This is a genomic window from Candidatus Kinetoplastibacterium blastocrithidii (ex Strigomonas culicis), from assembly GCF_000319245.1.
GTDB classification, from domain to species: Bacteria; Pseudomonadota; Gammaproteobacteria; order Burkholderiales; family Burkholderiaceae_B; genus Kinetoplastidibacterium; species Kinetoplastidibacterium blastocrithidiae.
In genome coordinates this window covers 251,005-275,145 of record NC_019814.1, presented here as the reverse complement: position 1 = coordinate 275,145, position 24,141 = coordinate 251,005, and the positions used below count along the sequence as shown (strand labels likewise).

Annotated in this window: 16 protein-coding genes and 1 tRNA gene; 5 read left to right on the top strand and 12 right to left on the bottom strand. The window is 32.9% G+C overall.

Features of this window, described 5'->3' with window-relative positions; all coding sequences use genetic code 11:
- Together CKBE_RS01360 and coq7 are read right to left on the bottom strand one after the other, a co-directional pair.
- Positions 1-1,404 carry an FAD-binding oxidoreductase gene (locus tag CKBE_RS01360; protein WP_015237816.1) on the bottom strand — a complete coding sequence of 468 codons (1,404 nt, stop codon included), beginning with the start codon at positions 1,402-1,404 and terminating at the stop codon, positions 1-3.
- A gap of 226 nt (positions 1,405-1,630) precedes the next feature.
- On the bottom strand, positions 1,631-2,308 hold the full coding sequence (gene coq7 / locus CKBE_RS01355) for a 2-polyprenyl-3-methyl-6-methoxy-1,4-benzoquinone monooxygenase (RefSeq protein WP_015237815.1): 678 nt from the start codon (positions 2,306-2,308) through the stop codon (positions 1,631-1,633).
- Positions 2,309-2,507: 199 nt separating this feature from the next.
- Here coq7 and CKBE_RS01350 point away from each other — a divergent pair, with 199 nt between their 5' ends.
- Both CKBE_RS01350 and CKBE_RS01345 read left to right on the top strand, forming a co-directional pair.
- Entirely contained in the window at positions 2,508-3,305 is a 798-nt protein-coding gene (locus CKBE_RS01350) for a thymidylate synthase (protein WP_015237814.1), read from the top strand.
- A gap of 17 nt (positions 3,306-3,322) precedes the next feature.
- Positions 3,323-3,823, top strand: coding sequence for a dihydrofolate reductase (locus CKBE_RS01345; RefSeq protein ID WP_015237813.1), 501 nt, complete (start codon positions 3,323-3,325; stop codon positions 3,821-3,823).
- On the opposite strand, the gene CKBE_RS01340 is transcribed toward CKBE_RS01345, so the two are convergent.
- The 5 genes from CKBE_RS01340 to CKBE_RS01320 all read right to left on the bottom strand — a co-directional run bounded on the left by CKBE_RS01340 (position 3,824) and on the right by CKBE_RS01320 (position 13,153).
- Positions 3,824-6,079: an arginine/lysine/ornithine decarboxylase gene (locus tag CKBE_RS01340; RefSeq protein ID WP_015237812.1), complete on the bottom strand. Its 2,256-nt coding sequence runs from the start codon at positions 6,077-6,079 to the stop codon at positions 3,824-3,826. It abuts the gene before it with no gap.
- Positions 6,080-6,118: 39 nt separating this feature from the next.
- The gene (gene dcd / locus CKBE_RS01335) at positions 6,119-6,682 is read right to left on the bottom strand and encodes a dCTP deaminase (protein ID WP_015237811.1); all 564 of its coding nucleotides are present in this window, start codon (positions 6,680-6,682) and stop codon (positions 6,119-6,121) included.
- A gap of 72 nt (positions 6,683-6,754) precedes the next feature.
- On the bottom strand, positions 6,755-10,198 hold the full coding sequence (locus tag CKBE_RS01330; protein ID WP_015389958.1) for a translocation/assembly module TamB domain-containing protein: 3,444 nt from the start codon (positions 10,196-10,198) through the stop codon (positions 6,755-6,757).
- The gene (locus CKBE_RS01325) at positions 10,195-12,042 is read right to left on the bottom strand and encodes an autotransporter assembly complex protein TamA (protein ID WP_015237809.1); all 1,848 of its coding nucleotides are present in this window, start codon (positions 12,040-12,042) and stop codon (positions 10,195-10,197) included. The genes CKBE_RS01330 and CKBE_RS01325 overlap by 4 nt, the downstream gene beginning before the upstream one ends.
- 10 nt (positions 12,043-12,052) lie before the next feature.
- Positions 12,053-13,153 carry an Mrp/NBP35 family ATP-binding protein gene (locus CKBE_RS01320; RefSeq protein ID WP_225968685.1) on the bottom strand — a complete coding sequence of 367 codons (1,101 nt, stop codon included), beginning with the start codon at positions 13,151-13,153 and terminating at the stop codon, positions 12,053-12,055.
- Between the two features lie 223 nt (positions 13,154-13,376).
- On the opposite strand from CKBE_RS01320, the gene metG reads away from it, so the two are divergent.
- Entirely contained in the window at positions 13,377-15,440 is a 2,064-nt protein-coding gene (gene metG / locus CKBE_RS01315) for a methionine--tRNA ligase (RefSeq protein ID WP_015237807.1), read from the top strand.
- 46 nt (positions 15,441-15,486) lie between these two features.
- Positions 15,487-16,470 (top strand): pyridoxal-phosphate dependent enzyme, encoded by a 984-nt coding sequence (locus CKBE_RS01310; RefSeq protein WP_015237806.1) that lies wholly within the window; start codon positions 15,487-15,489, stop codon positions 16,468-16,470.
- Positions 16,471-16,497: 27 nt separating this feature from the next.
- On the opposite strand, the gene ffh is transcribed toward CKBE_RS01310, so the two are convergent.
- On the bottom strand, positions 16,498-17,883 hold the full coding sequence (gene ffh / locus CKBE_RS01305) for a signal recognition particle protein (RefSeq protein WP_015389956.1): 1,386 nt from the start codon (positions 17,881-17,883) through the stop codon (positions 16,498-16,500).
- A gap of 71 nt (positions 17,884-17,954) precedes the next feature.
- Entirely contained in the window at positions 17,955-19,859 is a 1,905-nt protein-coding gene (htpG, locus tag CKBE_RS01300; protein WP_015237804.1) for a molecular chaperone HtpG, read from the bottom strand.
- A gap of 156 nt (positions 19,860-20,015) precedes the next feature.
- On the opposite strand from htpG, the gene CKBE_RS01295 reads away from it, so the two are divergent.
- A tRNA-Leu gene (locus CKBE_RS01295) sits at positions 20,016-20,100 on the top strand.
- 22 nt (positions 20,101-20,122) lie between these two features.
- Here CKBE_RS01295 and CKBE_RS01290 read toward each other — a convergent pair.
- From CKBE_RS01290 to queC, 3 genes are all read right to left on the bottom strand, one after another.
- Complete coding sequence (locus CKBE_RS01290) at positions 20,123-21,187, bottom strand: AI-2E family transporter (protein WP_015237803.1); 1,065 nt, start codon at positions 21,185-21,187, stop codon at positions 20,123-20,125.
- 127 nt (positions 21,188-21,314) lie between these two features.
- Positions 21,315-23,165 carry a dihydroxy-acid dehydratase gene (gene ilvD / locus CKBE_RS01285; RefSeq protein WP_041571761.1) on the bottom strand — a complete coding sequence of 617 codons (1,851 nt, stop codon included), beginning with the start codon at positions 23,163-23,165 and terminating at the stop codon, positions 21,315-21,317.
- A gap of 88 nt (positions 23,166-23,253) precedes the next feature.
- Positions 23,254-23,979 (bottom strand): 7-cyano-7-deazaguanine synthase QueC, encoded by a 726-nt coding sequence (gene queC, locus CKBE_RS01280; RefSeq protein WP_015237801.1) that lies wholly within the window; start codon positions 23,977-23,979, stop codon positions 23,254-23,256.
- Between the last annotated feature and the right edge of the window lie 162 nt (positions 23,980-24,141).

Sequence of the window (24,141 nt, the reverse complement as noted above, 5' to 3'; positions counted from 1 at the left end):
TCAAATCATTAAAATCTTGCCTGGATTCATTATATTATATGGATCTATAGCTAATTTTATAAGTTTCATCATGTGCAGTTCTGAAACACTCTTATATTTAGATAATTCACCTACTTTAAGCATCCCTACTCCATGCTCTGCACTAATAGAACCTCCAAAATCAACTACCATGCTGTGCACTATCCTATAAATATCATCTTGCAAAGATAGCAACTGACATTCACTTTGCCAGCTAGCCCTTGCTATATTATAGTGTAAATTTCCATCCCCAATATGACCAAAAATTATATGCTGCACCCCTGGAAATGAAGCTTGTATTAAACTATTTGTTTCCTTAACAAAAGAAGCAATGCTAGATATAGGAACAGATATATCATGTTTAATTGCTTTTCCAAAGTCTCTCTCTGCAATAGGAATACTCTCCCTCATCAACCAAATTTCTTCATTTTGTTTTACATTATTAGAAACCATGGCATCGAAAATTAGATCTTTATTTATAGAATTTTCTAAAAAACTACTTATCACATCAGCAGTTTCATCATGATTATCACTATAAGATATCTCTATCAGCACAAACCATGAAGACTTATTGATGAAATTCTTCGGCAAATCAAGTAATTTCTTAACCATATCTATACATAAACCACTCATCAACTCGAAAGCTGTTATTTTTTCATAAAAAAAACTACGGGAATATGAAAAAAAACTAACTGCTTGCTCTAAAGAACCTATTGATACTAAAATGACCTTTCTATCTAAAGGCTTAGGAAATAATTTTAGAGAGGCTGCTGTTATTATCCCCAATGTTCCTTCGCTTCCAATATAAAGATCACGTAAGCTATACCCTGAATTATCTTTCCGTAAACCTCTCAATGCATTAACTATGTTTCCTTCTGCATTAACAAACTCAATTCCTAACGTGAGTTCTCTAATATTCCCGTACCTCAAAACCTGAGTACCACCAGCATTAGTAGCTAGATTGCCTCCTATAGTACAGCTACCTTCAGAGGCAAGACTTAAAGGAAATAATCTATTGCAATCTAGAGCAGCATTCTGAACATTTTTTAAAATACAACCAGCTTCAACCGTTATAGAGTTATTAATAATATCAATATTTGTAATAGAATTCATTCTTATAGTTGATATAACTATAGACTTGCCAGAAGTATCTGGTGTTGCTCCCCCACATAATCCAGTATTCCCACCCTGAGGTACAATTGATACATTATATGATATACATAAATTAACTATTGCAGCCACATCGCTAGATGTCCTAGGCAATATTACCGCCAGAGCATTCCCTATATATCGCTTACGCCAATCTGTCAAAAATTTTTGCATTGAATCACCAGTAAGAACATATTCATTACCTAGTAATGATTCAATATCTTTTAAGAATTTCATAAATCAATTAATACTTTTTTTGAGTGAATAAAAATAAATATAAAATAGGAAAATGTAGGTTTATCATAGCTCTAATGTTGAAAAATTACTATAGATATGAATGATTCTAAGGATCATTGTCGCATCAAAACTATAAGAAATTTATTCATCTTAAATAGGCATCGAAACAAACTACACATTTATATAAATGACTACAAGCATTTATATCTTTGAGTGAATATAATATTCATAACCAATAAGTTATCTCCTTCATAAATCTAGCCATTATTCTCATGATAGCCTTGGAAACATTTGATAACTCATCTGCTCCAGCTCTATCAGCTACTTCCTTGTGATGCATCTCATCTTTTTGCATTTGCATGATAATAGCCCTAGACTTAGAATCAGTGTACGGGATTAAATTTAAATGTTCTTCAAGATGAATCTCTACCTGTTTCTCTGTCTCCGACATAAAACCCAAATTTATAGAAGGCCCCTGGAAATTAGCCATAAGACCTAAGAAGAAAGATCCCACATACCAAAATGGACTTAGTACACTAGTACGGCCGTCTAATTCCATTATTCTCTGTGAGCACCATACTAAATGGTCAATTTCTTCTATAGAAGCCTCTATAAATAAATCTCTAATAACTTTGTCCTTGCATGCAAAAGCCTGTCCTCTGTATAAAGCCTGAGCACATATCTCACCAACATGATTTATTCTCATAAGCTTAGAAATAAATAGCTTCTCCTCATCAGACAATAAATATTTATCGCTAATATTTATTGAAGGATTACTTCTATTGGACTCGACTTTTCCAGACAATATACTTAAAGAAGACTCTATTTCAGAAATAATTCTGTCAAAAATGCTAATTTTACGAAAATTTATATTATCGCCATAGTTATTAGAAAAAGTTTGCATATGAATCCTTTTTTAGTAAACATTTCTAATTATTTAGAATAAGCATTTTTATCATATTTTGTAACATGTATTAGTAAAATGATAAAAAAATAATATTAATTAATGAACAAAAAACAATTACAACTCTATAATAAAAAATTAATATAATGAGTTTATAATCAAAAAATAAACCAGACATTAATCAATTTAGAGCATATAAATGCAACAATACAAAGAATTTCTAAAACATGTTATTAGTAATGGCATAGATAGAACAGATCGTACAAATACTGGAACTATATCAGTATTTGGATATCAAATGAGATTCAATCTTTCTGATGGATTCCCATTGATAACAACCAAAAAATTACATATTAAGAGCATTATTGTGGAATTGTTATGGTTCCTAAGAGGGGAAAGCAATATAAAGTGGCTTAAAGAAAACGGGGTAAATATTTGGAATGAATGGGCCAACAGCCAAGGTGATTTAGGTCCAATATATGGTGCTCAATGGCGATCATGGCCATCTACAGATGGGAATAAACCTATAGATCAAATAGCTAATATCATAAGCGAAATAAAGAAAGACCAGAATTCTCGCCGATTAATAGTTTCAGCGTGGAATGTATCAGAAATAAATAGAATGGCGTTACCACCTTGCCATATATTATTCCAATTCTATATAGCTAACAATAAACTATCTTGTCAAGTATATCAAAGAAGTGCCGATATATTTTTAGGTGTTCCTTTTAATATTGCAAGCTATGCATTACTTACAAACATGATAGCTCAACAATGTGGATTAGATATAGGTGAATTAATATGGACAGGAGGAGATTGTCATGTATATAAAAATCATCTAGCGCAAGTAAACTTACAACTTTCACGAGATGTGCTACCTTTGCCTTCTCTAATTATAAACAGGAAACCGAAATCCATATTCGATTATAGATATGAAGATTTCACTATAAATAACTATAATAGTCATCCCCATATAAAAGGCGATGTAGCTATATAATAATCATTAATAAAGTCATGGAAATAACAATTATAGTAGCCTACTCTGACAACAGAGTCATAGGAAATAAAAATACACTACCGTGGAGAATATCTTCTGATTTAAAATCATTCAAGGAACATACTGTAAACAATACAGTTATTATGGGCAGAAAAACTTGGGATTCATTGCCCATAAAACCATTGCCTAACAGAGAGAACATAGTTATAACACGAAACAATATATTGACTAACGGAGCTGTCCTAGCAAAATCTCCTAGTGAGGCTATCAGCTTATGTAAGCCAAATAAAAAAATTTTTATCATAGGCGGATCATCAATATACGAACAATTTCTACCAATATCATCACGCATATTAGCAACAGAAATACACTCATTATTGGAAGGAGATTCGTTTTTTCCAAAAATACAATCAGAAATTTGGTTAGAAATTGATCGCAAACCTCAATTTTCTGAGAATAATTATAACTATGATTTTGTTACCTATATAAAAAAACCCAAAAACCTTATGCGACTATAATTAAGCTAAGCAATCAACATAATAATTTTTATGGCCTTCCTCATTAATATCTATAGTTAATCCATGCATATAATTCTCAAATCCTGGATACTCATCATTGAAATCCCGAACAAACTCCAAATAATTAACAATTATCTTGTTGAAACGTTCTCCTGGGATTAGCAATGGTATTCCAGGCGGATATGGTGTTAGCAACACTCCTGTAATGCGCCCTTCTAGATCGGATATCTTAACTCTCTCCACTTCGCGATGAGCCATCTTAGCAAAAGCTTCTGATGGCTTCATTGCCGGAATCATTTCACTTAAATACATCTCAGTTGTAAGACGAGCTATATCGTATTCTCGATATGTATTATGAATTTTATAACATAAATCTCTAATGCCTAACCGCTCATATTTCCTATGTAACTTACAGAAGTCTGGTAATATGCGCCACATCGGCTGATTGCGATCATAATCATCTTTAAACTGCTGTAAAGCAGTCAATAAACTATTCCATCGTCCCTTAGTAATACCAATTGTAAATAGAATGAAAAAAGAATAAAGACCTGTTTTTTCTACAACAACTCCATGTTCTGCTAAATACTTAGATACTAATGAAGCTGGAATACCTGATTCCCCAAAACTACCAGAAATACTAAGTCCTGGAGTTACGATTGTAGTCTTTATAGGATCTAACATATTAAAACTACATGCTAGATCTCCAAAGCCATGCCATTGATCATCAGAATCTAACATCCAATCCTCACGATTACCTATGCCTTCATGAGCCATACGGTTAGGTCCCCAAACCTTAAACCACCAATCATTTTTACCAAATTCAGACTCCACCTTGCGCATAGCTCGTCTAAAATCCATTGCCTCTCTTATACTTTCCTCAACTAATGCTGTACCACCTGGAGGCTCCATCATCGCAGCAGCAACATCACAAGAAGCTATAATGGCATACTGCGGCGATGTGGAAGTATGCATTAAATAAGCCTCATTAAAAGCTGAGTGATCAAACTTTCTATTGGTCGGCTCCTGAACAATTATTTGAGATGCTTGGGATATTCCAGCTAATAACTTATGTGTAGAGTGAGTAGCAAAAATCATAGAGGTACTACCTCTAGGTCTATTTTCTCCAATGGCATGCATATCTTTATAGAAATCATGGAATGATGCATGCGGTAACCAAGCCTCATCAAAATGAAGAGTATCAACATAACCATCTAGATGATTTTTTATCATTTCAACATTATAAATAACACCATCATATGTGCTTTGAGTAAGTGTTAATATTCTTGGTTTTTTATTTGTTATTTTTTTTGCTAATGGATTTGACAATATCTTCTTATTAATATTTTCAGGATCAAATTCATCCAAAGGAATTGGACCTATTATTCCAAAATTATTGCGTGTAGGTCTTAGAAAAACAGGAATCGCTCCTGTCATAGTTATAGCATGTAAAATAGACTTATGACAATTACGATCAACTAATACTATATCGTCATTAGCAACATTTGCATGCCAAACAATTTTATTAGATGTTGATGTTCCGTTAGTAACGAAATAACAACGATCAGCATGAAAGATACGTGCCGCATTAAGCTCAGATTCAGCAACAGGACCTGTATGATCCAATAATTGCCCCAATTCATCAACAGCATTACATACGTCTGCACGAAGCATGTTTTCGCCAAAAAATTGATGAAACATTTGTCCAACTGGGCTCTTTAGAAATGCAACTCCACCAGAATGACCTGGGCAATGCCAAGAATACGACCCATCTTGGGCATATTTAACTAATTCCCTAAAGAAAGGTGGCGCTAAAGAAGCCACATAGCTATTAGCTTCTCTTATTATATGTCTAGCAACAAACTCTGGAGTGTCTTCAAACATATGTATAAAACCATGCAATTCTCTAAGAATATCATTTGGAATATGTTCAGATGTTCTAGTTTCCCCATATAGATATATCGGAATATCAGCATTACGAAATCTTAATTCTCCAATAAAAGCACGTAGTTTTTTTATAATACTTGCCACATCTTCAGGGGAATCAACATCGAACTCCTCATCATCGATAGATAAAATAAATGCACTAGCGCGACTTTGCTGTTGAGCAAATGAACTTATGTCTCCGTAGCCTGTAACGCCTATAACTTTCACTCCCTGGGCTTCTATAGCATCGGCCAGCGCCCTAATACCAAGACCAGAAACATTTTCAGAACGATAATCTTCATCAATTATAAAAATAGGAAATAAAAATCTCATGTCTAGCCATCCAATAACAAAATCACTATAAAAAACAAACTAAATACAAGGAACTGTAATACCCTTCTGGAACTGATATTTGCCATCCCTGTCCGCATAAGACATCTCACATATCTCAGAAGATTCCAAAAAAACCATCTGCGCACAACCCTCTCCAGCATATATCCTAGCTGGCAACGGTGTAGTATTAGAAAATTCCAGTGTAACATGTCCCTCCCATTCTGGCTCTAACGGAGTAACATTGACTATGATTCCGCATCTAGCATAAGTGCTCTTTCCTAAACATATTGTAAGTATATTGCGAGGTATTCTAAAATATTCTACTGTGCGAGCCAAAGCAAAAGAATTAGGAGGAATAATACAAATGTCACCATAGAAATCAACAAATGATTTTTCATCAAAATTCTTAGGATCTACAATGGCATGATTAATATTAGTAAAAATCTTAAATTCCTTCGCACAACGAACATCATACCCATAACTACTAGTGCCATAGCTTACAATGCGATTATTATTTACCACATTAACTTGGTAAGGCTCGAATGGCTCAATCATTCCACTACTTGCGGCAGAACGAATCCAACTATCACTTTTAATACTCATAATAATTTCACAGTAAAATTTTGTTATATCTTCATGTTAAAAGACTATCATAAAAATTATCTGCATATCCAATTATTCGAAAAATGCACGACAAATAAAAGCAGCCCCATTAACAGATCCAACTTTTATATCAAACGACCAAGAATGAGATAATCTATAACTGATTCTTCCAACCGTCTCAGTTCTAGCTAAAGATTGCTCTATACTCAAATCTACACCGTTCGAGAACCTTTTACTAGCAACAACAAATTGTGTAGACATACTATCATATTCATCATGGATTAAACTACCAACGACTGTTTGGCCAGGGAAGAGACTATCAAAACTCCCTACGGAACCGTTCTTTATGCTCACATCACTTAGACCCAATTGACGATAAAGTGACTGTCCTCTTCCTAGTAATGCTGTTCCAACAGAATATAATAAAGAAATATCACTGGCATTGTCTTCAGGACCTCTACCTAAAATTAACCATGAAAGTTTCTCCACATCACTAACATCAGGATAAGAAATAAGTGTAACAACAGGTTTCTGTAAAGTACCAGAAACTCTTATGCCAGATTCAATCAATTCTCCCGATTTTAGAGCCTCGATATCTATTAAAGGATTATTAAATTGCCCCTGAAAAGTCAAGCTCCCATGTTTTATTTTTAGTCTTTTTCCATATGCATCAATAATTCCATCATTAGCTTTTAAAGTTCCTATGCCAACTAAACGACCATTATCTTTCAAAGAAGTTCTGATAGAGCCAAATAATCCTGTATTTAATCCAAATACTGATATACGAAACTTATCACCCAAATCAAATAAAAGATCAATATTTGGAAGCAGAAAGAAATTACCTGACTTGTTTTTTAATGCTCCAAAATGCTGCACTATAACATCATCATCTAAAGTAGAAGCACGAAACATGTGATCTAAGTTGACTAAACCATCATCTGCTATTAATTTTCCAGTAAGGGAAAAAGTAGGAAATGAGATATCCATATCGACATTTCCAGAAACTAATGCATAGCAATCTGAACTCTGCAAAATTGGAAATTTTTGTATTCTGGAAAAAAATTTACCATTTAGGTCTTCTAGATTAAAATAACCATTACAAAGTATATAACCATCCCCAAGATTTTTATTGGACAAAGTAGGATTGTTGCCATGAATTTCCTTATGCTTTATGCTGCTTGTCGATGGAAAATTCAATTTGTCAACAATAAACTTTCTTCCTTCTAAATGCGATAATAAACAACCATTAGCTAAATAAATACCTTTATCCAGCATAAATAATCTCAATTCTTCTATAGAAATAGATCCATTTATATTCCATCTTCCATCATCGGAACCAATAAAATTTATTATAGAATGTAGTGATCCACCAATCTCTAGATCATCTCTTAGAAATCTATTAACTATAGAAAGATCATTTATCTTCATGTTGATATCCATGAAGCAATTCTTATTTATTACGAGACCGATAAAATTATCATCAAAACATAAGATCAACGCCGCATTTGTATCTACAAAACCGATATAAGGATCTTTTAGTTTTATATATACATTTAGATCGCTGAATCTACTAGACTTAGCCTTTGCTTCCAGTAACATAGTAAATATTGGAGTAGATCTAGATATAATAGAATCCCCGATAAATTTATCATAAGCTTTTATTTCAATATATCCTTGTAGATTTTCAGAGAAAGACACATCCCATTCACCAAGCATTGGAAATGGGCTTGACATTCCCAGTAAATCATCGTTAATACAAGGGATATCAAACTTTACCCCTAATAACTTGGAGATGTCCGAGAAAATCAAACTATCTGACAATAAATTTTTAAACTTTCCTTTTGTCTCTAAAGTATTTCGACAGCCACTAGATAAGAAGTGCTCTAATACCAATTCCCCATGCTTATATGATTTAAAAACGATACAAAACTTCCCCAAAGTCCATGTCAAATTTGATAAATCAACTCCTAAGCTTAAATTAACATCTGAGGATTTGTTTAAATAAATTAGAAGATCATCGAAATTAGCACTAATTTCACATAGTCTAAAAAGCCATAATCTATCAGGATTTTGATTGAGCGCGACAGAAAAACATGACGATAATGCAACATGTTTCCATCTGGCAAAATTACCAACTTTTACTTTATCCAATGAAGCATTAAGTCCGACAGAGTGATTTTTTAACAAGCCCTTAGATCCAATATCTAAGTTAACAGAGCCAGATATATTAGGCCAGATATCAGAAAGATTTGGAAGTTCAGCATTAATCGATAAATAATGTTGTAATTCATTAAAAATATTGCTTATAAGAACTTTGTTATTATTTATACTTATATCAAATTCCAAGAATCTAATAAAAATATTTGATAAATAATCTATATATTGTAGATCATCTAGATAACTATCTTTACTAATAAAACTCAGGTCAGTTTTAAGCGAGCCAGACAATTTATTATTATTCCACTTGCTATCGTCTAAAATTTTAGCATCTACATTTATATTACAGCCATCGTTATCTAAAATCTCGAAATTAGCATTTGATACTAAATTTAAAAACAATGAAGGAACTTTATTATTAAATATCAAGCTAGAATCTAAACTATCTACATGACAATCTAAAGAAAAAAACTTACAAGATGATTTATTTTGTCTTGAAATGGAAAAATAAGCCCGTCCACCATTATTTCTGCTGTTAATATCTAAGGTGCATGATACAACAGACGGCTTGCCACATATAGCGAGGATTGAAGAACCTTCTATAATAAAATCTTCATTAGCAGCATTAAAATCAATATCAACTCTATCTAAATTACCATTAGCTCTTACATTTAACAAAAAGTTCATTGAATCTGTTCTCAATATTTTGCTCATGGAAGAATTATTTCTAACAATAACATCAGCACATGCAGAAAACATATTATCATTTGATGATGTAACCTTAAATATTCCATTTATACTTGCATTAACAGAATTAGATTGTATATTCAATTTCTCTAAGACAAACCCTGATAAATTTTTATCAGGGTTAATACTAGCTAATAAATTACATGCTTCAATAACAAGCTCATCATTTTTATTATATATAGCAATAGAATCAATACTAAACAAATCAGCCTTTACACATGATGGAAAATTAAAACCTATATCATTACTGCTTGTATTTTTTTCGCTAGCCTTAAGGTTAAAGATAGCTGATTTAATAGATAATTCGCTAGCACGAAAAAAACCTCTAAGCAACGATTCCCATTTTATATGTAAATATAAATCAGTAAGATTGCAATCCATTCCTTTATTACTGATATTCAAATTACCAATTTTTAATCCATTAATTATTGTTCCTTGAACACTTGTTGCACTACTACCAAACCTACCAGCTACTAATTTTATTACAAAGCATGTTCCTTGTTGAGATGCAGCACACCAAAATGTCAATCCACAAATTATAGCTATTAAAATAGATATGGCTGGTAATAGCACCCCTAATATATATCTAAAATTATTCTTTAACTTAATCAAAACGCAATTCCTAAAGAAAGATGTAACCGTAGATTTTCATATTTTTGCCCATAAGCAATATCAAAAGATAAAGGGCCAGCTGGGGTTTTAATTCGCAAACCGATACCATAACCAATAGCGAAACTTATATCTTTAAATAGATTAAATGCATCTCCTACATCTACGAAAGCACTAACACCAAGTCTATCATCAATATAGTGGTTATATTCAAAACTGAATATAACCACTGATGAGGCTCCAACTACGGCTGAACCTCTATGTACTCCAATACTTTGATAATTATATCCTCGAATAGAATTTGCTCCTCCGGCACGAAAACCAAAATCATCTGGTATTTTTAAATTTTCACTAGACCAAACTTTTCCTAATTCGCTACGAAATGTAAATACATCTTTAGATCTAACAGGCAACCACTTCTGGAATTTTATTCTAGTACGAGCATATGGGCTAATATTATCTAATGATATGCCGGCTCCTAAACCTATTATTAATAAATTCCCATCATGTGGATCTACGTTATTATTTAAGTCTCTTCTAACTATCTCTACTGTCCCAGTAGCAGAAGGCAATATAAAATCAGAATATTCTCTTATCTTTATATGGTCATACGCTAATAAAGCTCCGTAATTAGCCTCATACCTAGCCCCTGTTATATTTATATTCTGTGCAGCACTACTGTACCCATTACTAGAGCGAGCAAAACCTATAGCGAAACGAGTTATGTTTAAACCATGCAAATCAGAATTGTCTAATGAAGCGCCTATAGAATTTTGTTTTCCATAAACATCATGTGGCAAATTAACATCTGCAAAAATCTTTTGTCTAACCCTATCTACTCCTATTCCTGTAGAAAAAATGATAGGAAGGCTAAATGGAACATTTTTATTATAAAGACCTTCTATTTTAATGCCTGCATTATCATCTATCCCAATAGAAGAAGCTATCTTTTTTGATGGCGCCTCAGCTACAACAATATTTACTGGAAGAATATATTTATGATTATCGCTAGAAGATGGAAGTGATGAAATATTTTCTTTTGTCATTCTTTTTATAAAATTGTCAGTTATAGCTGGATCAATAGTCACAAACACTCCATGAAAAAATGTTGTTGAATATAAATGTTGCTGCCAATCATTCAATTTATCTTGGTCAAATGCGTCACCCTCATTGTATCTAATATATCTTTTTAGCAAACTCTCAGGAACTTTATTTAGGCCACTAACATTAAGAGCGCCCATAAGAATCCTAGGGCCACTATCTATAACAATAGATAAATAAGCCAGAGCATTTTCCTGGTCTATTGTTGCTTCAGATTTAACAATCTTTGCAAAAAAAAAGTCATGTGACAAAAGAGCATTCAAGAGTTTACTTTTTGTATTATTCCATTCTCGATTAGTAAAACCCATACCATTCTGAAGCAAACAATTCTTGATTAGGAATTGAACTCTTTCATCAAACTCTTTATCTGTAATGCTACCCGCAAATGATATGTCTAATTTAGCAACAGTAGTCCTTCTGCCAGCTATTATAAAAACATTCCATATTTTTTGCTCATGTAACCCATATTCTACATTTACCTCAACATGTGGGGAAAAATATCCATCAGCAGACAGCAAAGATACTACAGAATCAATTACTCTCCTGTGATATCTATCAATTTCAATAGTATCATTCTCATCTGCGCTCTTAAGCACTGATTCAATTGATTTTGTTATAGGTATTAATAAGTCTGATTGTATATCATCGCTTTTAATTAAGATCTTTTGAGAAGATGCTATCGCTAAAGATGCGGCAAAAAAAATATTGAGGATCAAAATCATTAAGAAAGCATTAAAACGATTCATTTTATAGATACTAAATTTTTTTTAACATTATTTTAGGGAATCTTACACTGCTCTTTTTTGGTAATGATGCCAATGAAATAGATACATTTAATGCTATATCTAAATAATACTTAGCAATATCACCATAAGGATCATGTGCAACTATAGGTAGTCCAACATCAGATTGCTTACTTATTCTATAATCAATAGGAACCTTCCCAAGCAATGGCATGTCATTTTGTTTAGCTAAACGATGTCCACCATCTAATCCGAATATATATTCCTTATGGTTGCATTTTGAACAAATATGGAAGGACATATTTTCTATAATACCTAATACAGTAATATTAAGCTTTTTTAACATGCTTAAACATCTTCTTACATCAATCAAAGATACATCCTGTGGGGTTGTGACAACTATAGAACCAACAATAGGAACTTTGCTTGCCATGGTAATAGCTACATCACCAGTACCTGGGGGCATATCTATTATAAGATAATCCAAGTTGTGCCATTCTGTTTTATTCACTAGTTGTTCAATAAATTTGGACATGATTGGTCCTCGCCAAATAGCAGGAGAATTATAATCGAACATGAAACCTATAGAATTAGCTTGCAAACCATGACCAACTAAAGGAGCTATATTACCATTCTCTAATATAACTGGCTTATCAAATATTCCTAGCATAATAGGAATACTTGGCCCATATATATCCGCATCTAAAATGCCTACATTTGCACCTAAGTTACTTAAAGATAGCGCTATATTGACAGACAAAGTGCTTTTACCTACTCCTCCTTTGCCAGAGGAAACTGTGATAATATTCTTAACACCAGATATGGGTTTAATATCACCACAAGGAATGTGTGTAGGGATATTAAAATTAATATCAATAAGTATCTCTAAATGATTACAGTTAATAGAAGATAAGATTCGAGATTTTAAGTTAGATTTAATCTTATAAATCAACTCATTATTAACCGGATAACTCAACTCTAATAACACAAAAACTCTTGAGTTTTCCATTCTTATAATATAACTATCATAGCTGATATCGCAACTTTTTTGTTCTTTTATCTTGTCTAATAAAAATTTGATCTTTTCTAAAACTATACTCATATATGTACTCATATTTACCTTAAACAATAGATAATAATCATGATACACAAAAATACAAAATCTTACGCATTCTAAGTATTATGAGAAACTTATACAGAATAACAAATATATGTTTCTATATAGTTAAAATATTCTAATTAATTCTCATATATACATATTGAATTATATATTTCAATAAACATCCAAATAGATATAAAATATAATATAAATATTTATCAGGATTAAAATTTCTATTATGCAGCGAACTATATTTGTCACTACAGCACTCCCGTACTCTAATGGATCATTTCATATTGGACATATTATGGAGTATATACAGGCTGATATTTGGGTTAGGTCAATGAGAATGCATGGCCATAAAGTGTATTTTGTTAGTGCTGATGATGCTCACGGAGCTCCCATAATGCTTAAAGCTGAAGCAATGGGAATAACCCCCAAAGAACTAACTGACCTATACAACAAAGAAAGACCTACATATCTAAATGGTTTTAATATAAAATTTGATCACTGGCATTCAACTGATTCAAAAGAAAACATATCACTATCACATGAGATATATAAAAAACTTAAAGAAAAAAACCTTATAGAAAGAAGAACAATTCAACAATTATATGATCCAATAAAGAATATGTTCCTTGCTGATCGCTATATAAAAGGGACATGCCCAAGGTGCAAATCTGACAACCAGTACGGTGACTCCTGCGAAGAATGCGGTAGCACTTATAACCCTAATGAGCTTATTAATCCATATTCTACATTAACGGGAGCGACTCCATTATTAAGATCTTCTGAACATTTATTCTTTAAATTATCTGACAGTAGATGTGTGAATTTCTTAAGAGAATGGATCAGAACTAAAAACATTAACAATAAAAATAAACTACAGGATGAGGTTGTAGCAAAAATAAGGGAATGGCTAGGAAAAGATGAAGAAAATTCTAAATTAGAAGATTGGGATATATCTAGAGACGAACCGTACTTTGGTATAGAAATACCAGATTTTAAAGGAAAGTATTTTTATGTCTGGCTTGATGCTCCTATAGGTTATTTATCATCTTTAAAATCTTACTGTGCCTTACAAGGAATAGACTTCGAAAAATTACTAAATAAAAATAATTCCATAGAACAAGTCCATTTTATAGGTAAAGATATCATTTATTTTCACACATTGTTCTGGCCTGTAATGCTAAATTTCTCAGAAAGAAAAACACCAGACTCTGTGTATGTGCATGGCTTTGTAACTATAGATGGAGAAAAAATGTCAAAAAGCCGTGGGACTGGGATATCTCCATTGCGCTACCTAGATCTTGGATTAAATCCAGAGTGGCTAAGGTATTATTTTGCATCAAAACTTAATTCTAAAGTAGAAGATATAGATATAAATAAAAATGATTTTATAGTTAAGGTAAATAGCGATCTCGTTGGGAAATATATAAATATTGCCAGCCGAGCAGCTCCATTTATTACTAAATTTTTTGATGGCAAACTAAAATTTGATGAGAATACCGAAGAGCTTATAAATGAAATAGAACTTAAGGTGGACTTAGTAAGTAATTTATTTGAGGAACGTGAATATAATAAAGCTATAAGAGAGATCATGGGCTATGCTAATTATACAAACCAAATATTTGACAACTCAAGACCTTGGGATATTTTAAAGAAAGCAAAAAATATTGATCCTTTAGCTACAAAAAACCTCCATGAAATTTGCTCAGCTACAATAGCTAGATTTAAAGCACTATCTGTAATGCTATCTCCTATATTACCGAAAACAGCAAGATCAATATTTCTAGATTTTTTTAAGATCGAATACCCAGCAAAATGGCAAGATGCACTAATATTGCCTGAAAAAATAGAGTCATTTAAACACATGATGAGCAGGGTTGATGAAGATATATTTTCTAAATTGTTTGATCAAAATCCCGAAAAAAAAGAAAATATGCCGATTGCAACTAACAAGGAATTCATAAACATAGAAGATTTTATCAAACTAGAACTTATAGTAGCTAAGATTATAGATTGTGAAAATGTAGATCAATCTGATAAGTTGCTAAGATTGACATTGGATTGCGGAGAAAAAAATTATAGGAACGTTTTTTCTGGAATTAAAGGACACTACAAACCAAATGATATTATCGGAAAATTAGTGATTCTAGTTTCTAATCTAAAACCTCGCAAGATGAGGTTCGGCATATCAGAAGGAATGGTATTAGCCGCCAGCAGTACAGATGGATCGTCAAGTAAAATTTACTTAATAGAACCTCCTAACTCTGCTAAACCTGGGACACGAATAAGTTAAAAAATACTCGATAAATAAAATATAGTAATTGTCATTAAGATGAAAAATGAATGATCTTTTAGCCGCAAATTTTGAAGATATTGCAAAATCAGCTGAACGTATATCTAATTATATATACAAAACTCCTATCCTAGTATCACATGAAATTAATGAAAAATTTGGAGCAAATTTCTTTTTTAAATGCGAAAATTTACAAAGAACAGGATCATTCAAATTTCGAGGAGCAATTAATGCACTAAAACAACTAAATAGTGATCATTGCAGTACTGTAGTAGCTACATTTTCTTCTGGAAATCATGCTAAAGCTATGGCTATGTCATCAAAGATACTTAATGTAAAGTCTATAATATTAATGCCACTTGATGCCCCATTAGCGAAATTAGAATCTACACGCAAATATGCTAACAAAGTAATTTTATACGATAGATATGTTGATAAGAGAGAAAAACTGCTTAAAAATATCGTGGAAACATATGGTGCAATTCCTATTTCATCTTACGATGATTATAATGTCATATTAGGAGCCGGAACAGTTTGCAAAGAGTTTTTCGAGGAAATAAAAAATTTAGATGCTATATTTATAGGTTTGGGAGGAGGGGGATTACTAGCCGGATCATCTTTAATCGGACGCAAATTAGCTAGTAATTGCAAGATCTATGGAGTAGAGCCACAGTTTGCAAATGATGGTCAACAATCATTCAATTCAGGGAAGCTGGTAAAAATAGAAACACCAAAAACTATTGCTGACGGAGCTCAAACACAATGTCTGGGCAAAAAAACTTTTAATATAATAAAAAAGTATGTTGATGACATAGTAACAGTCACTGATGATCAGATAATAGAAGGAATGAAGATAGCTGCTAATTATTTAAAATTAATAGTTGAGCCAACTGGATGTTTAGGATTAGCTGCTGCTATAAATAATCATGGAGCTCTTAACAATAAAAATATCGGAGTGATATTGACAGGAAGCAATATCGATATGGAAAGATTCTGTTACTTAACAAATGCATCTTCTAATCAAGATTAGATAGTTAGATATTATATCAGATATAAATTAAAATAAGCTGCTCATACTCTTAATTGATCTAATCATCTTAGCTAGCCCTCCTTTCTTAATTTTCTTCATCATAATGTTAGTCTTATCAAATTGACTCAGAAGTCTATTTATATCTTGAATAGAGACACCAGCTCCATTAGCTATTCTTCGCTTTCTAGATGATTTTATTATGTCAGATTTAACTCTTTCTTCAACTGTCATGGAATTTATTATAGCTTCTGCTTTTCTAACAAAATCATCAGATTGATCGAAACTAAGCATTCTATTAGAACGAAAACTACTAGGTATACTTTCTAATATACCTTCTATTCCACCTAACTTTTTCATTTGCAGTATCTGTAGACGAAAATCATTTAGGTTAAATTTATCACTGGCCTTAATTTTACCTATCATTCCGCTAATATCAGATAGGTCACTATTTTTTGCCTTCTCAACTAAGGACAATATATCACCCATGCCAAGTATTCTTCTAGCCATTCTATCTGGTGAGAAAACCTCTAAACCATCTAGTTTCTCAGAAATACCTATAAATTTTAATGGCACATTTGTAATTTGTCTTGCTGATAGAGCAGCTCCACCGCGAACATCGCCATCTAGTTTTGTTAGAACAACACCCGTTAACGGCAATTTGTTAGAAAAAGATTTAGCCGTATTTATTGAATCTTGCCCTTGCATAGCATCAACTACAAATAATGTTTCTATAGGTTTAGCAATCGCACTCAATGCTTCTATTTCGTTCATCATTACTTCGTCAACAGCTAATCTACCAGCAGTATCAATCAGTACAATGTCATAGTAATGCTTTTTAGCATAAGACAAAACATCCTTAGTAATATCTATTGAACTGTTATTCACATTACTATGAAAAAAATCAATGTCTATCTGCTCTGATAATATTCTCAATTGATCAATAGCAGAAGGGCGGCATGTATCTACACTAACAGTTAAAATCTTCTTTTTACCAGTCTTTTTCCCAAATCTAGTATGATTGTCTTTAGACAACCAGTATGCCATCTTACCAACAGTTGTAGTTTTACCAACACCTTGTAACCCTACAAACATAATAACAGCTGGTGGCGTTGTCGATAATGATAGTTCATTAGAATATTCACCAAGATCACCGCCCATAATAGAAGTTAACTCTTTATGAACAATACCAACCAAGGTTTGTCCTGGATTCAAGCTGTCCAGCACATCACTACCAAATGATTTAGATTTAAGATTATCTATAAAAATTTTTACTAACTGTAAGGGAACATCGGCCTCCAGAAGAGCAATCCTAATCTCCCTAAACATTTCCTTAGTATTAGATTCAGTTAAACGAGCCTCCCCACGTATTCTTTTTAGCACATGAGACATTTTACTTGTTAAGCTATCAAACATAAAAACCCTATATTAAAAACAACAAAATACTAGTGGAATAGCTAATTATATAACTATTCCAAAACATATTATTAATTGTCTAACAATATATTATTCAATCTATTAACAAATATATTTGGTTCTGGTAACTGGCCACCACTGGTTAGGATTGCTTGATCTAACAATAAATTCGCCCAGCTATCAAAATCATTATCTCCCATATCTTCCAGTTTTTTTAGAAATTTGTGATTAGCATTAACTTCAAGAATTGGTTTTGAATCAGGTGAATTCTGCCCTGCTGCCCGCAGCATACGAACCAAGTGAGGGCTCAACTCATTCTGATTTACTACTAGACAAGCAGGAGAATCAACTAATCTTGAAGAAACTCTAACCTCCTTAACTCTTTTTGAGAGGCTCTTATAAAGTCTATCAATCATAGGTTTTAATGACTCTGAAGAGCTAGTTAAATCTTTCCTTTCCTCTACATCTGTTATGTCTTCAGAATTTAAATTATCTTTTGCTATAGATACCAGTGATTTGTTTTCAAAGGATCTAAGACTAGACAACATCCATTCATCTATTCTATCTGATAATAATAAAACCTCTATTCCTTTTTTTCTGAAAATCTCCAAATGAGGACTACTTATAGCATTCTCAAAAGAATCAGATGTTATATAATAAATATTATTTTGGTTGGGTTTTAATCTAGAAATGTAATCATTAAGCGAAATCTTTTGATCTTTATCATTGTTATGAGTAGATGAAAATCTTAACAATTTTGCTATACGTTCCTGGTTTGAAAAATCCTCACCAATACCCTCCTTTAGAATCTGACCAAACTGATTCCAGAATATTAAATATTTATCATTATCTTTACTTGATATATCATCTAAGAGATTTAGTATCCGCTTTACTGAGGAATCACGGATACTATTAACTTCACGACTTTCTTGTAAAATCTCACGAGAAACATTTAGATCAATATCAGCAGAATCTATAATTCCACGAATAAATCTCAAATATCTTGGTAGAAGCTGATCAGAATCATCCATTATGAAAACTCTACGAACATACAATTTTATGCTGTTAGATTTTTCACGATCCCAAATATCAAATTGTGAATGTTTTGGGATATAAAAAAGTTGAGTATATTCGTTAGAACCTTCTATCTTATTATGAGTCCATATTAAAGGATCTTCAAAATCATGAAAAACCAGTTTATAAAATTCCTTGTACTGCTCTTCAGTAATTTCTGACTTTTGACGAGTCCATAAAGCATTAGATTGATTAACAGATTCAAGATCATTCGTTTTGATTTGCTTTCCAACCTTTTCATCCCATTCTTCCTTACACATAAGAATCGGTAAGGAAATGTGATCAGAATACTTTCTTATAATTTCTCTTAGTTTCCAGCCGCTTAAAAGATCACTAAAATCATTCCTTATATGTAATATTATTTCAGTTCCTCTATCTTCTCTCTCTAAGTTAACTACAGTAAATTCTCCTAGGCCATCTGAGGTCCAACAAACAGCCTGATCAATAGGAAGATCAGCACGCCTACTAATAACTTTGACCTTGTCTGAAACTATAAAAGCAGAATAAAAACCAACTCCAAATTGACCAATAAGGCACGCATCTTTCTGCTGATCTCCACTTAAATTCTTAATAAAATCTTTAGTTCCTGATTTAGCTATAGTACCTAAATTATCTACTACTTCTTTAGATGACATTCCTATGCCATTATCAATAATTGAAATAGTACGTAGATCGCTATCATAAAACACCTTTATGGACAAATCAGGAGTATCTCCCAATAAATAAGGCTTATCTATAGCTTCAAATCTTAATTTATCACAAGCATCAGATGCATTAGATATTAATTCTCGAAGAAATATTTCCTTGTTGCTATAAAGGGAATGTATCATCAGATGTAATAACTGCTTTACTTCTGCTTGAAAACTCATTGTTTCTGGTTCTTGATTCTTAACTTTACTCATAATAGGATATATAAATTAATTTATAGAAATTTTTAATGAACACATGGATAATAAAAAACTGCAAGTAATATTAGCATGGAGACTTTATGTTATTTTTCAAGGTAGTATACAACTCTCTCTAAAACATATATAATCGCTCATGTTATTTATCTTATGGCCCGGGTGGTGAAATAGGTAGACGCAGGAGACTCAAAATCTCCCGCCGAGAGGCGTGCCGGTTCGATTCCGGCCTCGGGCACCAAGTTGCTTTATATTATTGATATTCACTTATAAGTGTGTATATTTGTGCTGTGAACCCACTCTCTCCATATAGCAACCATAAGTGCTATGAAAACAGGTCCGATGAATAGACCTATTATTCCCATAGTCTGTATACCACCTATAAGCCCAAAAAAAGTCGGCAAAAAAGGTAATTTCACTGGACCACCAATAAGTTTTGGCCTAATCGTCTTATCCACAATAAATAACTCTATTATTCCCCAAAAGAATAGACAAACTCCTGACATTGTTTTATCAGACCCAATAAGATATAAAGATACCAGTGTAAAAACTACCGGAGCACCACCAGGAACTAATGCCATAAAACAAGTTAAAACACCAAGCAATACAGGAGAAGGCACATCAGCTATCCAATAAGCAAAACCTAAGACAACTCCTTCTCCCATTGCAATAAGTACCATGCCTGTTACGGTAGCACTGATCATAGCAGGGACTACTCTAGATAGACGCATCCACTTATTGGGAATAATACTCTCACCTAATATATCTAATTGTTTAAGCATGCTCTCTCCATCTTTATATACAAAAAATAGAGTAATAAGCATAAATAACAAAGTTAGAAGCAAATGAAAAACATTTCCAGTTGCTGATAAAATCATCCTATATATATTCCCTAAATGTTCCCCACTTACTAGCTGCACTAATCTCCCTAATGCATGAGGCTCACCCAAATATAAACGCCAAAATTCTGAAAAACGATCACCAAATAATGGCATAGATAATATCCAACTCGGAGCCTCTATACCATTTTTGTTGACAGCTATAGCCCATGCAATAAAATTACCTGCCTCTTGTATTGCATAAGAGAGCGCAATAGTAATTGGTATTACTAGTAGTAAAATAACCAATATTAATAAGATAGAAGCTGACAATATAGTGCGATCATAAAATAATATTCTTATACGGTGAAAAATTGGCCAACTAGCTATCCCTATAACTAAAGCAGTTAGAGAAGGCACTAAAAAACCTTTAATAAAATAAACACCTATTACTATAACAATCAATAACAACCAACGAGCTATTAAAAAAAGTGGCAATACTGGCCTCATAATAGAACTCTACAAAAAAATAAAAACAATCATTTTATTCTCAAATATAAATAAAAATGATAAAAACATCTAATATAAGAAAATGTATCCAGAATAAAAACATACTGGATACATTATACAAAGACCTCTACTTATCAAGTTTTGATATATCGCGTACAGCACCACGGTCGGCTGAAGTAGCTAATAATGCATAAGCTTTTAATGCGGTAGAAATTTTTCTATCTCTATTGATAGGCTTCCAGGCCTTGTCTCCTTTTTGCCCCATTAAAATACGTCTATCATTCAATTCGCTATCAGATATAACAAGACTTATTATTCTATTTGGAATATCTATGAAGACCTTATCCCCATCTTCTATAAGACCTATTGCTCCACCCTCTGCTGCCTCAGGGGAAGCATGACCAATAACCAGTCCTGAAGAACCTCCTGAAAATCTCCCATCTGTAAATAAAGCACAACTCTTACCAAGACCTTTAGACTTTAAATAAGATGTTGGATATAGCATCTCTTGCATTCCTGGACCTCCTTTAGGCCCTTCATATCTAATAATTACTATATCACCAGGAAATATTTCATCTTCCAAAATAGCTTTTACTGCAGAATCTTGACTCTCAAAGACACGAGCCTTACCATTAAAAATCAATTGAGAATCATCTACCCCTGCTGTTTTAACTATACAACCATTAATAGCTATATTTCCATATAAAACAGCTAATCCTCCATCTTTTGAATAAGAATTTTCGAAATTCCTTATACACCCAGAAACTCTATCTAAATCTAGAGAATCAAAAAATGAATTCTGACTAAAAGCTTCAGTTGTACTAATACCACCTGGTGCTGATTTATAGAAATTAGTTACTAGTTCAGAGCTATTCTCAATGATGTCCCATTGCTCAATCGTTTTACCAATAGTTCCTCCATATATATTGCCTGCTGACATATCTAAAAGATTTGCCCTTCCTAGCTCTCCAAGAATACCCATTACGCCACCAGCTCTGTGGACATCCTCTATATGATATTTATCAGTTGCAGGCGCTGCCTTACATAGGCAAGGAACCCCTCTTGAGATCTTATCTATATCTTCCATTGTGAAATTAACCTTGGCTTCCTGTGCTGCTGCCAATAGATGAAGAACAGTATTTGTCGACCCTCCCATTGCTACATCAAGAACCATTGCGTTTTGGAATGATGCCTTAGTTGCTATACTTCTCGGTAATACAGATGAATCATCTTTATCATAATAACGATAACACAAGTCTACTATTAACCTCCCTGCTTGCTCAAACAAAGAACGCCTATTTGCATGTGTTGCTAACAAAGTACCATTACCTGGCAAGGCTAACCCTATAGCTTCAGTTAAGCAATTCATAGAGTTTGCAGTAAACATTCCAGAACAAGAACCGCAAGTCTGACAAGCATTGTGCTCTGTCAAATCAACCTGAGCATCACTAACATTAGGATCACCAGCAACTATCATCGCATCAACTAGATCAATCTTAAAAACCTTATCTTTTGATATGATCTTCCCAGCTTCCATTGGCCCTCCTGATACGAATACCACTGGAATATTCAGACGCATTGCTGCCATCAACATTCCTGGAGTAATTTTGTCGCAATTTGAAATACATACCATAGCATCAGCGCAATGTGCATTCACAACATATTCTACAGAATCTGCTATGAGCTCTCTTGATGGCAATGAATAAAGCATTCCATCATGCCCCATTGCAATTCCATCATCAATAGCAATAGTATTGAATTCTTTTGCTACTCCTCCACTAGATGCAATCTCCTTAGCTACCAACGCACCCAGATTACGTAAATGTACATGTCCTGGAACAAATTGAGAAAATGAATTAACTACAGCTATAATCGGTTTACCGAAATCACCATCTTTCATGCCAGTAGCCCGCCATAAAGCACGAGCTCCAGCCATGTTTCGACCATAAGTAGAAGTACGCGAACGATAATGTGGCATGATATTATTTTTACTCTCAAAATAGATTGATATTAAGACTGATATATTACATAACAACATATAAATATCAGAAAAAACTAAACTGCTATTATTGCGATTCTACATTAATCCATGTATCCCATCCAGCTTTACGCAATATGCAGGCAGGGCAAACCCCACAACCATAACCCCAATCATGAAGATGATCTCTATGACCCAAATAACAAGTATGAGTTTGCTCTATAATAATTCTAATAAGATCATGGCCTCCAATATCCACTGCCATCTGCCATATCTCAGATTTATCCTTCCACATCAAAGGAGTTTCTATACTTATAAATCTTTCTAATCCAAGACTGATGGTAGCTTGTTGTGATTTGATAGTACTATCTCGGCAATCAGGATAACCAGAGAAATCTACTTCACTCATGCCCCCTACTATGGCATCTATATTCATGTTATAGCATAAAATTGCGGCTGTAGTTAGAAATAATAAATTCCGGCCAGGAACAAATGTATTTGGAACTCCATCAGAATACTCAATATCTAAACTACTTGTAAGAGCATTCTCTGTGAGCTGATTAATGAATCCTAGATCTATTATATGATCATCACCTAAATCTCCATTACAATAAGCCATTTTTCGAGAATTAATAATCTTTAAAATAGACAACCTGCAATCTAACTCTACGGAATGTCTTTGACCATATTTAAAACCCACAGTATCTACTCTTTTATAATTATTTAATGCCCAAAATAAACATGTGGTTGAATCTTGCCCACCAGAGAAAAGGACCAAAGCTTTTTCTTTTTTTTTACCAATACTATTAATCATTTTATTTTCTTATTTATCTTATTTATAAACCTTGTAAAAATATATACTAACTAAGCAAGATCTTAACTCTCATGAGACTCACTAAGCTATTTAATAAACATTCCAATGTTAATTAAAATTTGCTTGAGAAGCTAGAACCAATTACTATACAATCACTTTATA